The sequence below is a fragment of the Magnetospirillum aberrantis SpK genome (genome assembly GCF_011022235.1).
In the GTDB taxonomy this organism is placed as follows: domain Bacteria; phylum Pseudomonadota; class Alphaproteobacteria; order Rhodospirillales; family Magnetospirillaceae; genus Magnetospirillum; species Magnetospirillum aberrantis.
Genome location: NZ_JAAIYP010000039.1, coordinates 142,914 through 155,943 on the forward strand (window position 1 = coordinate 142,914; position 13,030 = coordinate 155,943).

11 protein-coding genes are annotated in these 13,030 nt (G+C 65.3%); 4 read left to right on the forward strand and 7 right to left on the reverse strand.

The genetic code is table 11. The features are described from left to right. Nucleotides 1-3: 3 nt before the first annotated feature. The 3 genes from G4223_RS13725 to G4223_RS13735 are packed head-to-tail and all read right to left on the reverse strand — an operon-like array spanning nt 4 to nt 3,853. On the reverse strand, nt 4-1,218 hold the full coding sequence (locus G4223_RS13725) for an ATP-grasp domain-containing protein (RefSeq protein ID WP_163680797.1): 1,215 nt from the start codon (nt 1,216-1,218) through the stop codon (nt 4-6). After that, nucleotides 1,215-2,993 carry a cytidylyltransferase domain-containing protein gene (locus G4223_RS13730; RefSeq protein ID WP_163680800.1) on the reverse strand — a complete coding sequence of 593 codons (1,779 nt, stop codon included), beginning with the start codon at nt 2,991-2,993 and terminating at the stop codon, nt 1,215-1,217. The genes G4223_RS13725 and G4223_RS13730 overlap by 4 nt, the downstream gene beginning before the upstream one ends. Continuing rightward, nucleotides 2,990-3,853, reverse strand: a complete 864-nt coding sequence (locus tag G4223_RS13735; RefSeq protein WP_163680803.1) for an N-acetylneuraminate synthase family protein — start codon at nt 3,851-3,853, stop codon at nt 2,990-2,992. Before G4223_RS13735 ends, G4223_RS13730 begins: the two co-directional genes overlap by 4 nt. A 109-nt stretch (nt 3,854-3,962) precedes the next feature. Here G4223_RS13735 and G4223_RS13740 point away from each other — a divergent pair, with 109 nt between their 5' ends. Together G4223_RS13740 and G4223_RS13745 are read left to right on the forward strand one after the other, a co-directional pair. After that, nucleotides 3,963-5,729, forward strand: a complete 1,767-nt coding sequence (locus G4223_RS13740) for a 1-deoxy-D-xylulose-5-phosphate synthase (RefSeq protein WP_163680808.1) — start codon at nt 3,963-3,965, stop codon at nt 5,727-5,729. Further along, complete coding sequence (locus G4223_RS13745; RefSeq protein WP_205762516.1) at nt 5,726-6,475, forward strand: glucose 1-dehydrogenase; 750 nt, start codon at nt 5,726-5,728, stop codon at nt 6,473-6,475. Before G4223_RS13740 ends, G4223_RS13745 begins: the two co-directional genes overlap by 4 nt. A gap of 4 nt (nt 6,476-6,479) precedes the next feature. Here the strand turns inward: G4223_RS13745 and G4223_RS13750 are convergent, their stop codons facing one another. From G4223_RS13750 to G4223_RS13765, 4 genes are read right to left on the reverse strand one after another with little or no spacing between them, the layout of a single operon-like run. Next, nucleotides 6,480-7,442: an aldo/keto reductase gene (locus G4223_RS13750; RefSeq protein WP_163680813.1), complete on the reverse strand. Its 963-nt coding sequence runs from the start codon at nt 7,440-7,442 to the stop codon at nt 6,480-6,482. Nucleotides 7,443-7,460: 18 nt separating this feature from the next. After that, nucleotides 7,461-8,516: a radical SAM protein gene (locus G4223_RS13755; RefSeq protein ID WP_163680816.1), complete on the reverse strand. Its 1,056-nt coding sequence runs from the start codon at nt 8,514-8,516 to the stop codon at nt 7,461-7,463. A 2-nt stretch (nt 8,517-8,518) separates the two neighbouring features. Continuing rightward, nucleotides 8,519-9,070: a TIGR04076 family protein gene (locus G4223_RS13760; protein ID WP_163680818.1), complete on the reverse strand. Its 552-nt coding sequence runs from the start codon at nt 9,068-9,070 to the stop codon at nt 8,519-8,521. A 13-nt stretch (nt 9,071-9,083) separates the two neighbouring features. Beyond that, nucleotides 9,084-10,151 (reverse strand): radical SAM protein, encoded by a 1,068-nt coding sequence (locus tag G4223_RS13765; protein WP_163680820.1) that lies wholly within the window; start codon nt 10,149-10,151, stop codon nt 9,084-9,086. 166 nt (nt 10,152-10,317) lie between these two features. On the opposite strand from G4223_RS13765, the gene G4223_RS13770 reads away from it, so the two are divergent. After that, nucleotides 10,318-12,051: a B12-binding domain-containing radical SAM protein gene (locus G4223_RS13770; protein WP_163680823.1), complete on the forward strand. Its 1,734-nt coding sequence runs from the start codon at nt 10,318-10,320 to the stop codon at nt 12,049-12,051. Continuing rightward, nucleotides 12,048-13,028, forward strand: coding sequence for a radical SAM/SPASM domain-containing protein (locus tag G4223_RS13775; protein WP_163680826.1), 981 nt, complete (start codon nt 12,048-12,050; stop codon nt 13,026-13,028). Before G4223_RS13770 ends, G4223_RS13775 begins: the two co-directional genes overlap by 4 nt. Nucleotides 13,029-13,030: the final 2 nt, after the last annotated feature.

Sequence of the window (13,030 nt, forward strand, 5' to 3'; positions counted from 1 at the left end):
AGGTCATTCGACGACGATGTTGATGGTGCGATAGACCCAATCGACCCGCTGTTGCGCCGTGGCTCGGTCGGGGGCCACCAGCACGAACACACCGAAACGATGGGCGTGGCTCAGCATCTCGGGCACCACGTCGCCGGGCTGATACCAGAATTCCAGCTTCTTGACCCAATCCTGGGCCGCCACTTCCTCTGCCCCCTCGACCCGCACCAGCCGCCCCGGCGGCGGAAAGAAATAGCGGTTGGCCACCGCCACGTTCCATTGCGGCTCCAGGGCGTCGAGATCGGGCTGGTCACCCACCGCCATGGCGATGACCGCGCGCACATAATTGATCCCGGTCCCCAACGGCACCAGGCTTTCACAGAAATCGCCCCCCGACAGCCGCGCGGCGATCTCGATGATCTTCGGCCCCTCGGGGGTCAGGACCACGTCGCCCTTGGTGACACCATCGGTGATGCCGAGCGCCAGCGACGCCTGTTCCACCGCCCGCTCCACCGCCGCGCGGTCGTCGGCGCCCAGGATGGACGGCACCCAACCGCCGTTTTCCATGATCTGCGGCAGGAACCGTTCCAGAAGTTCGTAATTACGGTCGGCGAAACCTGGGGTGACCGCGCGCCCGTTCACCATGATGGTCTCGGTGCTGATCTGAAGACCGGGCAGATATTCCTCGACCTGGACCCGACCGGAAAAGGAAAAGTCACGGGCCGCCTGGAACAAGGCTTCGGCGTCGGAATCCGGCCCCAACAGGAACACCCCGCGCGACCCGGACCGGTCCACCGGCTTGATCACCACCTGTCCCCGTTCGGCCAGGGCGCGGCGCACCTCGGCTGCCGTCTCGACCTCGGCGAACCACGGAATGGGCACCCCACACTCCCGGAACCGCCGTTTCATGGCGAACTTGTCGGTGGCCAGCCGGGCCGATTCCATGGAAATGGCCGGTGTCCCCAGATGGTGGGCGACACGGGCGACGATGTCGGGAATGTCGCTGCCCATGGTGCTGACACCGGCCAGATCGAGCGCGCGGATTTCCGGCCGGTCGAGATAGGCGCAGATGGCCTCGGGCTCACGCGTGCTGATGACCGCGTGATGGTCGGCCTCGGCAAAGGCCGCCGCCTTGGGGTTCATGTCGAACACCAAGGTCGCCAACCCCATCTGGCGCGCGGTGCGCACCATGAACAACTGGTCGCCGCCGCCGCCCAATACCACCAAGGTCCGGGTCATGAAGTCACCGCCTTTTCCTGCACAGACACATTATTCACCACCGCCTGGGCCAGCCGTTGGGCGACGCGGCACGCGCCATCGCCATCGATCAACGCGGCGCCGGCCGCCGCCATCCGCTCTCTTCGCGCCGGATCGGCCAACAGACCGGAAACGGCATCCGCGACCTCGACATCGGCGACCCGGTCGTGCACGCCAAGCACCATTGCCGCCCCGGCCGCCGCCAAGGCCGAGGCCGAAAGAACGTGGTCGTCGGTCAGGCCCAGCAGAACCATGGGCACCGCCATCATCGCCAATTCGTGGGCGATGGTGCCGAACGACGCCAAGGCCAGATCGAAGGCCGGCAACCGCGCCACCAGATCGGGCACCGCCACCTCAAGCCGGAACCGAGGCCCCAATTCCGCCAGACGGGCCGCCAACGCCTCGCGCCGGCCATAGGCCGCCCCGACCACCACGGTCGCCTCGAACGCCGCCTCCAACCCAGCCAGGATGGACACCGCCCGGCCGGTCAGGTCGGCGGGATCGGCGCCGCCCATGCACACCAGCAGCCGCGGTACGGCGCTTTGCGTGCGTGTGACGGGGAGGTGCGGACGCGCCACCGGCAACCATTCCCAGCCGGCCAAGACCTGGGTCTGCGGCGCGAACGTCAGGGCCGCCACCTGCGGCACCGGCGGATAAAACGCCAGATCGGCGGCCAGACGGCGATCGGACCCATCATCCAGCACCGCCAACACCTTGACCGAACGGCGCCAGCCGCGCAGCACCTCCGGCCCGGTGTCGTCACGCAGATCGACCATCAACACGTCGGGCGCCCATCGCGCGACCAAGGCGTCCATGGCTCCCGCTTCGGTCACCTCGGCCACGCCAAAGCCTTGCTGTTCCACCAGCCGCCGCGCCACCTCTTCGCCGGCCATGGCGAAGCGCACGCCCCAGGAATGACGGTCGCGCAGTTCCCGCGCCACGTTCAGGCAACGCATGACGTGCCCCAAGCCCAGCCGCGCCCCGCCGTCACAGCGGAACAGGGCCTTGCGCGTCACCTCGTCCCCACCCTTTTGCCGGACATGGGCGTTGATCGCCACGAGGTCGGGGCGGCGCCTGAGAAGCTCCACCACCTGGGGAATGCCCAGTTCCCCCGCTGGAACGCCGGTCTCGGCGTAAAGCGCCTCGATCAACGCCACATCGGCGGGCGTGTCCACCGAGATGCGACCGCCGGAAAACTCATGGCTGACGGGAAAGCGAAAAGACACCGCGCGGCCCAGCTCGGGATGCAGCGAGGCGTAATAGGTGACGTGCTCGCGTGCGGCCGGGTCATCCGCCCCCTCGACGCCGATACGCTCCAACAGGCGGCGCGACACCACGGTATAGCCTTCATCGATCACCGCTTGCGGCGAACCGTCGCCGCAGATGTTGTCGGCATCGGCTTCCAACAGGCGTTCGACCATGGCGTCGATGATGTCGGGAGCCACCAGCGGCGAATCGCCGGTGACGCGGATCACCACCTCGGCGTCAAGCCGGCGCGCGGCGGTCAGATAACGCTCAAGGACGTTGTCGACGCTGCCCCGCACCACCACCGCGCCCTGTTCGGCGGCATAGGCGGCCAAGGGATCGTCGGACGGATCGGTGGTGGTGGCGACACAGACATGGGTGACGGCACGGGCCTGTTTCAGGCGGTGGATCAAATGCCAGATCAAGGGTTTGCCGGCGACCGGATACAGACTCTTGCCCGGAAAGCGGGTCGATCCCATGCGCGCCTGGATGATGGCGGCGACCACGCTCATGGGCGATACCCCACCCGCGTCGCCTTGAGCGGCCGCAAGCCGTCCTCGGGGTCGGCACGCCACTGGCGTTCCACCAACTCGGTCGCTCCCGGTTCCTTGCTGCCGTCGCCGTCGGCGCCCAGCGCCTCGCGCACGTCGCGGATAACCGGGGCGATTTCGCCGGGCAGCCAGCAATGGCCGGCGGCGAATTCAGCGCCTTCTCCTTCGAGGTCGAAATGGAACTCGACCACCGAGGCTCCCCAGCGATGCACCGCGCGGTGGATCACCGACGGCCGCCGGGTATGGTCGGACCATCCCACCGCACAGCCGGTGGCCCGGCGAAGGGTGTCAAGCGCCGCCAGATTGGCGTCCTCGGGCTTGGTGGGATAGTTGGAAACGCAATGCAGCAAGGTCAGGTCATGGCCGCCGGCGTCGCGCGCCCAGCCGACCATGGCCCGAACCTCGTCCATGTCGGCCATGCCGGTGGACACCACCAGCGGCTTGCCGGTGGCGGCGCATGCCCGCACCAGATCGGGCCAGATCATTTCGTAAGAAGCGACCTTGAACAGATCCACATGCGGGGCAAGGTCGGCCACGGCGTCGAGGGAAAACGGCGTACAGGCGAACAAGATCCCCCGTGCCCGACAGTGTTCGGCGATGGGGGCCAGGAACTCGGTGGGCAATTCCCACTCCACCCGAGCCTGGATGTCGGGACGCACGGCGACGATTTCCGGGGCGAACAGGTCGCGCACCCGGAAAAGCTGGAACTTCACCGCGTCGCAACCGCTATCCGCCGCGGCATCGACGAAGGCCCGGCACCGCCCCAGGTCGCGGGCGTGGTTGCTGGAAACTTCGGCGATGAATTGGGGCTGGGCGACCATGGCGGGAACTCCGGTCAGGACCGTGGCCGGGGGCACAACCAAATCTTAAAGAACCTGCCCTAGCCTTTGGCGCAGCATGGCCCATCTTCCTTAACAGCGGGTTACGCCCTTGGACCGCAAGAACATCCTGGAAACCATCCGTTCTCCCAAAGACATCAAGGATCTGGACGTCGCCGCCTTGCGTATGCTGGCCGACGAAATCCGGGCCTTTTTGTTGGACACCATCTCGCGCACCGGCGGCCATATCGGGGCCAACCTGGGCACGGTGGAATTATCCATCGCCTTGCACAAGGTGTTCGAATCGCCGGCCGAGCCGATCATCTGGGACACCGGCCATCAGGGCTATACCCACAAGCTGTTGACCGGGCGCGCCGGGCTGTTCCCCAGCCTGAACAGTTTCGGCGGCATGAACCGTTTCGTCACCCGCACCGAAAGCGAGCATGACCTGATCGAGGCGTCACACGCCGGCACCTCGCTTTCGGTGGCCTTGGGCATGGCCCTGGCCCGCAAGATCCGGGGCGAGGACCGGCCGGTGGTGGCGTTCATCGGCGACGGCGCCCTGGCCGAGGGCATGGCGTTGGAAGCGCTGAACCACGCGGCGGTGGAAAACGCTCCCATGGTGCTGGCGCTCAACGACAACGGCTTCGCCATCAGCCCCGGCTTCGGCGCGCTGCACGAGGCGTTCCAGCACGGCCGGGCGCGGGCATTGTTCGAAGCTCTGGGGTGCCGCTATATCGGCCCGGTGGACGGCCACGACGTCGCCGCCCTGGTCGAGGCGTTCACCGAAGCGCGCAAGCCCGGCCCGCTGGCGGTGGTGCACGCCAAGACGGAAAAGGGCCATGGCTGGGAACCGGCCAAGACCCATCCGGTGCGCCAGCATTTCTCGTTCCCGTTCGACGTGGCCAGCGGCACGCTGTCGTCCGGCGCACCGCCCAAGCCCTGTCAGGACGTGGCGGCGGCCGAGATCGCCAAGGCCATGGAGACCGACGAACGCATCTGCTGCGTCACCCCCTCCACCCTGTACGCCACCGGCCTTGCCCCCATCTTCCAACGCTGGCCGGAACGCTGTTTCGACCCCGGCATGGAGGAACAGCACGCCATGACCTTGACGGTGGGGCTGGCGCTGGACGGCATGCGGCCGGTCATCGCCTATCAATCCACCTTCATGCAGCGCGCCTTCGACCAAGTCATCCACGACGTCTGCTTCATGAACCTGCCGATCCTGATGCTGGGCATGCGCAGCGGCTTCGCCGGCTACGACAACCCCACCCATCACGGCATCTACGACCTGGCCTATCTGCGGCCGTTGCCCAACCTGACCATGCTCTATCCCAAGGACGGGTTCGAACTGGCCGCCATGGTGGCCGAGACATTGCGCAACCCGGCCGGTCCCACCCTGATCCTGATGCCTTATGGTCCGGTGGACGAAATCGACCCGGCCGTCGCCGACGAACCGCCGGCGGCGCTTTCGTTGCCGCAGGTGGTGCGCGGCGGCAAGGACGTCACGGTGTTCACCGTCGGCAACACCTACAAGGCGGCGGCGGCGGCGGTCGAGGACTTGCGGGCACGCGGCGTCGACGCCGGGCTGGTCAACCTGCGTCGATTGAAGCCGTTGCCCGAGGACGAACTGGCCGCCCTGTTGGTCGCCGCCCCGCGTGCGGTGACCATCGAAGAGGCGGTGCTGGACGGCGGCGTCGGCTCGGCCCTGGCGACCCTGGCCATGGATCGCCGGATCGCCGTGGACGTGCTGCGGATCGGTATTCCCTGTACCTTCGCCCCACCGGGATCGAACGACGAGTTGACCAAGCTGTTCGGTCTGGACGCGCCGGGCATCGCCGCCAAGATCGCCGCCCGTTGGCCGGAATGGGCAAAGTGAACGGGGACCGCCTGGCCGGTAAGGCCGCCCTGGTCACCGGCGCCTCGCGCGGCATCGGCGCCGCCATCGCCCGCGCCTTCGCCGCGCAAGGCGCGCGTGTCACCGTCGGCTACCACAGCAACGCCCAGGCCGCCGCCCAGGTGGTGGCCGAGATCGGCGGCGACGCCTTCGCCGTGGCGCTGGACGTCGCCGACCGCGCCTCGGTCGAGACGGCGTTGGACGCGGTCGTCGCCCGCTTCGGCCGGCTGGATGTGCTGGTCAACAACGCCGGTATCCTGAAGCAGACGCCGTTCCTCGAAATCGACGAGGCCGAGTGGGACAGCATGCTGGCGGTCAACCTCAAGGGCGTGTTCCTGTGCACCCAGGGCGCCGCCCGACGCTTCGGTCCCGAAGGCGGCGCCGTCGTCAACCTGAGTTCCATGGGCGGCCAGATGGGCGGCCCCAAGGCACCGCATTACGCGGCGGCCAAGGCGGCGGTGATCTCGTTCACCCGCTCCACGGCGCGATTGCTGGCGCCCAACGTGCGGGTCAACGCCATCGCACCGGGCTTCATCCGCACCGAGATGTACGAGCACATCATGGCCCAGGGCCACACCACCGAGGACGCGGTGGTCGCCGGCGTGCCGCTGGCCCGCGTGGGCGAACCGGCCGACGTGGCCGAGGCAGCGGTATTCCTGGCTTCCGACGCCGCGTCCTATGTCACCGGACAGGTGATCAACGTCAACGGCGGCGTGTTGATGGTGTAAACCCTCAACCGCCGTCGAGGGCGGCCGACATTGCGGCAAGCAGGCCGTCCCGACCGCAGGCGGCGGCGATGTCGGCGACGTTGTCCGCCACCTGGGCCGACGTCCGCATGCCGGGAATGACCGTGGCGATGGTCGGCTCGGCCAGTACGAAGGCCAAGGCGGCCGCGCTGAGCGACACCCCGAACCCGGCCACCGCCGCCGCGACCCGGTCGCGCCGCGCGAGATCGTCCTGGAATTGGGCGCCACCGGCGTTCCATGTGGAACGCACGTCGCCTTCGTCGAAACGGCGATCCATGGTGACGCTGGACGACAGCAGCCCCCGCCCCAACGGAGAGGCGCCGATGACGCCGACGCCGTGATGGGCGCAAGCCTGGGAAAAGGCACCGCGATAGCGGTTGAAGAACAGGTTGTAGTAAACCTCGACCACCTCGATCCGGGGATCGGACAGCCGGGGCAACACGTCGTCGAAGCGATGGGCGACCGAAACGCCACCATGGGCGATCAGCCCCGCCGCCTTCATCTCGGTCAGGGTGTCCAGGGCCTCATCCCAGGCGACATCGCCTTCGGGCAGGACATGCAACAGGAAGACCTCCACCCGTTCGCGCCCCAGCCGCTTCAGCGAACGCCGCACCGACGCCAGCAAATGCGGACGCGACACGTCGGTCATGACACCGACCGCGTTGTCGGGCACGTTCCCCGCCTTGGTCACGATCAGCGCCCGCGGGTCCTTGGCCACGCGCTGCGCCAGCAACCGTTCGGCCCGGCCCAGACCGTAGAAGTCGGCGGTGTCGAACAAGGTCACGCCGCTGTCCAGGGCTGTCTCAAGCGCGGCCTCGGCCACGCCGGGAGCGCTTTCGCCATAGCCGAACGGCCGCCCCGCCAGGGTCAGCGCCCCGGCCAGCGGCCATGTTCCCATGCCCAACGCCGACACCCTGAGCCCGGTGCGTCCCAGCAGACGGGTTTCCATGAAGCCCTGCACCCCTGATCAAATGAAGTTGATGTGGTCCGGCGGCGAACGCAGCCCCCACAGGAACTGGTTGATGCTGTTTTGTCGGCAGATCGGTTCGCAGGTGTCGAAATCCAGGTGTGCCTCGATCCGGCGCTGCACCTCGCGGCGGCGCGGGCCGTTCCAGATTTCCTCGAAGCTTTGCTCGTGGATGTTGCCGTAACAGAAATCGGGGTTTCCCCAATGGCCGTTACAGGTGTAGATGCCGCCGTCTTCGCCAATCATGGTGATGAACGGCAGTCCCAGGCACTTCTTGTAGGTGCGCTTCAGCATCTGGTTGAACTGGTCCATGCGCACTTCCACATGGAACCCGTCGCCGGACAGGGCTTCCGCCTCGGCGATCTGGTCGCGGAAACGCTCGTGCATGTCCAGCGGAACGCGGAAGGTGTTGCGTTCGTTCTGGCTGGCCGGCTTGACCACCATGTAGTCGATGCCGGAATCCTTCAGCCGCCGTGCCAGAAGCGCCACCTCGTGACCGTTCTCGGGCATGACGCAAAAGACCGCGCCCAAGGTGACGTCCAGACCGCGCCGGGCCTTGATGCCGCCGGCCCAGGACAACACCTGGACCAGCTTGTCCCAATCCGCTTCCCGGCCCGATTGCAGCTTGGCGTAGGTCGGTGCCGAACCACCCAGGATCGAGAACCGCATCCACGTCAAATAGGGCAGGATGCCGTTGAGCTTGTCTTCGTCCAGCAGCACGCCATTGGTGGACACCGCCATGTCGGTGCCGTTTTCCCGGCCGATGCGGATGGCGTCCACCGTCGCCTCGTTCAGGAACGGTTCGCCGGTACCGGCGATGAAGGCGCTCTTGACGCCGCATCTGCCGATGTCCGCCGCCAGACGCAGGAACGCCTCGCGCTCCAGCTTGGGACCGCGATGGCCCAGGTATTCGACATAGCAATGGGCGCAACGATGGTTGCACTTGCCGATCGGACTGATATCCAGGTGAATCGGGAAGAAATCTTCGCCCCGCTTCCACTTCACCAATTCGTCCACATGGTGCAACAGCTTGTGGCCGTTCAGTTGCAACGCCATGGTCAGTCCTTTTCCGCGGAAATCTTGAACGTGACGTTATTGTTGTTGTCGGGGCACACCCCGTAGAAGGCGTCCAGTTTTCCCTGGAACGGCGTCTGGCCCACCTTCAGATACATTTGCAGGAACGGATAGATTTGATTGAACGCGGCCGGACAAAAGCCCAGGCCGTCGCCCTGATTGGCCTCGGCGGTGTCGCCTTCGGTGTGCGGACAGTCGCAGGCGGTGGCGCCGGGAAGGTCCACCGCGTCGTTCTTTTCGCCGACACGCACGAACACCCGCACCTTGCCGTCGGCATCCCGCTCGCGGAAGACCTCAAGCACACGCGGGGACTTGAGGGCCGGGCATTGGGCGAAAACGTGGTCCGAATCGTCCTTCATCCAGTCGAAGCGGACTTCGTGCAGCATCCCCAGGATATAGGGATAGGCCGTGAAATAGGCATGGGGGCACAAACCCGCGGGGGTGATGTCCTCGAGCCGGTAGCGTTCACCCTGGTTGCGGTGATACTTGCAGCCGCCCGAGACGTGGGTGACGACGATTCCACTGTCTTTTTCCACGCTACAGCCTCCCTTAGATGAAATTGACGTGGGCGGGGGGATGACGCAGTTCCCAGGCCACTTTGTTGATGTTGTGATGGCGGCAATGCTTCATGCATTTCTCAACGTCCAACGACGTCTCGACCCGTTCGGTGACGGCGGCGCGCCGTGCGCTGCGCCAGATCGTCTCGAAGCTGTCGGTATGCAGGTTGCCGTAACAGAACGCCGGTTCGCCATAAAAACCGCAACAGGTGTAGACCCCGCCATCGGCCAGCACATAGGCCAGGAACGGCAGCCCAAGGCAGCGGCGGTAATCGCGGTGACCGTCATCCTCGAAATTCTGGCGGCGGATGATGACCGCGAAACCCGGCCGGGCCAGCGCCTCGGCGGCGCGGAACGCATCCTCGCAACACCGATGCAGGTCGGACGGTGCCGAGAACGTGTTGAGCCCCTGTTCGGCGAACCGCTTGACCACGAAATAATCGGCGCCAGCATCGCGGACCCGTTCGGCCAGTTCGACGACTTCATGGCTGTTTTCCGGCAACAATATCTGTTGCACCCCGATGGTCACCGGCAAGCCCAATTCCCGCTTCACCGCCGAGGCGGCGGCGATGTTGGCGAACACGCGGTCGAAATCGGCGGCCTTGGTCCGATGGATTCGGGAATAGGTGTCGGCCATGCCAGCGGCGACGCTGATCCTCACCCATTCCAGATGGGGCAGGATGCGTCGCGCGGTCTTTTCGTCCAACAGCACGGCGTTGGTGTTGAGCGCCATGCTGAGGCCGGCGCGAGCGCCGACCTCGACGGCGGCAGGCAGATCACGGTTGAGCAGCGGTTCGCCGTCGCCGGCGAACAGCACGCTGCGCACCCCCAGGCGCGCGGATTCTTCCAGAAGCTGGTTGAGCACCGGCCCCGGCAGAACGCCGCTGCGATTATCCTTGTAGTCGACGATACAGAACGTGCAACGGTGGTTGCAGGCCCCTGCGGGGGCGATATCGAGATGCAACGGAAAGATGCGCTCGCCGCGCTGCCAAGCCGCCACCCGATCAGGATGAAACAACAGCTTCGTTCCATCCAGGAACAGATTGGGCGATCCGCTCATGGCGGGCTCCTTGGGTGCTTCTGCACATCGGTTCGTACGGGGATTTCCCGCACGCGTCGGACTTTACCAGACCCGAATCTGTTACCAGAATCCTCTTTCAATTTTCTTAATACACGAACAGGCATCCTACCCGGATGCAAGCGCCGCATCTCAGAAGGAGAGCGACATGGCCAAGGTGGTTCTGATCTATCCGGGCATCGGCAACGGGCTCGGCTTCAACAACGATTCCGGTGAACGTTCGCAAACCTGGCCGCACCCCGGACTGGCACTGATCAGTGCCTTGCTGAAACAGCACGGACACCGGGTCGAGTTGATCGACCTGCGCAAGCTGTCGGGTTGGGAAATGTTCGAAGCCCAATGCGCCGAACGCAATGGCGACGGTGAAAAGGTGGTGTTCGGCATCACCGTGCTGACCGTCAATTTCGGCATCGCCCGGGAATGCGCCAGCCGCCTGAAAAAGGTCGTCCCCAACGCCTGGCTGGTGGCCGGTGGTCCCCACCCCACCCTGATGACCCAGCAGATGCAGGAAACCGGCCTGTTCGACACCCTGGTCCAGGCCGAGGGCGAGGTGGTGATGCTGGAAATCGCCGACGCCATCGAGCGTGGCGAGTGCCCACCGGCCGGAATCGTCAAGGGCAAACCGGTCGCCAACCTGGACGACCTGCCGTTTTTCGACCGCGACCTGTTCGACGTGGTGGAGGAACCCGTCCTCAACATTCTGCCACGCCCGTTCCTGACCCTGGTGTCGGGCCGCGGCTGCCTTTACCACTGCACCTTCTGCCAACCGGCGGAACGGCTGATGTTCGGCGGCGTGCGCAACCGCTCGGTCGAAAGCGTGATCGCGGAAATCAAGCTGTTGCAACGCAGCCACGGCCTGAAAAGCACCATGTTCCAAGACGATTGCCTGACCCAGGACCGCGACTGGGTGCTGAAATTCTGCGACGCGCTGGAAACAGAGGGGATTTCCCTGGAATGGTGCTGTCAGGCGCGGGCAGACATCATCTGCGCCAACGAGGACATGGTCGCGCGCATGCACCAATGCGGTCTGCGTGCCCTGTCCATCGGTTTCGAAAGCGGTTCCGACCGCATCCTCAAATTCCTAGGAAAACAGACCACGGCGGAACTGAACCTGCGGGCGGCGGAAATCTGTCACCGCCACGGTATCCGCATGATCGGCAACTTCATGATGGGCATCCCCACCGAGACCGAAGCGGAAGTCTGGCAGACGGTGGACCTGATCAAGAAGGTCCGCCCTTATGTCTATCTGATCTCGTTCTTCGCGCCGACACCGGGCTCGGGCCTTTACACCTATTGTGAGCGAAACGGCCTGATGCGTGACGACACGGATTTCGACAATTACAGCCGTTCGCCCAGCGGCGAGAAGATCAAGGGCGTCGATTACGCCCTGTTGCGCCGCGCCTACCGCGAGGCGTTGCGGGTCGGCGAAAAGCTGTCCATCGAGGAAATGCGCCGCCGCCTCAAGGAAGAGATGGAGTTGCGCCCCCGCCGGGTACTGGTGATGCGTTCGGTGCGCTCGGACCAGTTCAACGAATTGCTGGACGACCTGGCACAATGTTTCGACGGATTGGTGATCGACGCCATCGTCCAACGCGGGGTTCTCGACGAGGTGAACCACGACCGCATCAATGGCGAGATCCACCCAGTCGATCAGCAATTCCTAAATGCCGACCGCATTCCCGAGGAACTGTACGCCCACCTGCGGACGATCGATTACGATGCGGTCGTCATTCCATGCCTTGCCACCTACCAGCACGGCTATGAACAACCGCATCGCATCGCCGAGCGCATCTTGAACGGCACCGCGGGGCGCCGCGTCTTCATTAACGAGAACCGCGAACCGCACCCCGAATTCCATCACGCCATCGAAGGTGCCGCATGAGCACGGATTTTTCCGATTCCTTGCCGCAACGCCTTCAGTTCATGCTGATGGAGGTGACCACGGCCTGCAACCTGCGCTGCCCGGGCTGCCGCCGCACCAACCGCCGCGAGGACGGCGAATGGAGCAGCCGCTTCATGGACCTCGCCACCGCCCGGAAAGTGCTCGACAACTTCCCGCCCATAAGCCACCTGATCGTCTCGGGCTTCGGCGAAGTGGCGTTCAATCCCGACCTGCCGGACATCCTGGCCTATGCCCGCGATTGCGGAAAGTTCCGCATCATCCAGATCAACACCAACGGCTTGGCCCGCGACGCGGATTATTACCGCATGCTGATCGAACACGGGTTGAACTATCTGATGGTGTCGGTCGACACGCTGGACCAGGACATCGCCGACCAGGTGCGGACCGGCACCGACGTCAATCGGCTGCGGCGGTTGCTGCACGATCTGGCAACGTTCCGCATTCCGGTCATCGTGTCCATCACCGTCAGCAAGGAGAACCTGGAGGGGTTGCCGTCACTGCTGCGCGAGATCAACGACATCGGCAAGTTCACCGTGGGCGTGCGCGAAATCGGCGACATGGGCCAGCCCGAACGCCTGTTGGACTCCGACGGGGAAATCCGTCTGGCCCGTCTGTTGATGGAAAGCCTGCCGCTGCCCAATCTGCGCATCGCCCCGCCCAAATGCCTGCAAGCCAAGGATGCCCGTTGCGTCGATCCCTGGCTGCGGCCGGGGGTGACGGTCGACGGTTACCTGACCCCGTGCTGTTGGACCAACGACGCCGACCTGTTCCAGCGCCTGTCCATGGTCGACATGACCTGGGAGGAAGCCTGGCACAAGCCCGAGCACCTGGAGTGGCTCCGGGCCTTTCGCGAGGCGCCGCCGGAAAACCCGTGCAAGGGCTGCACCCGCGATCCCCGCCAGTTCGGCGGCCTGTGGCAAGGCAGCGCGTTCGAGTTGTACCGTACCTTGGACTGAGG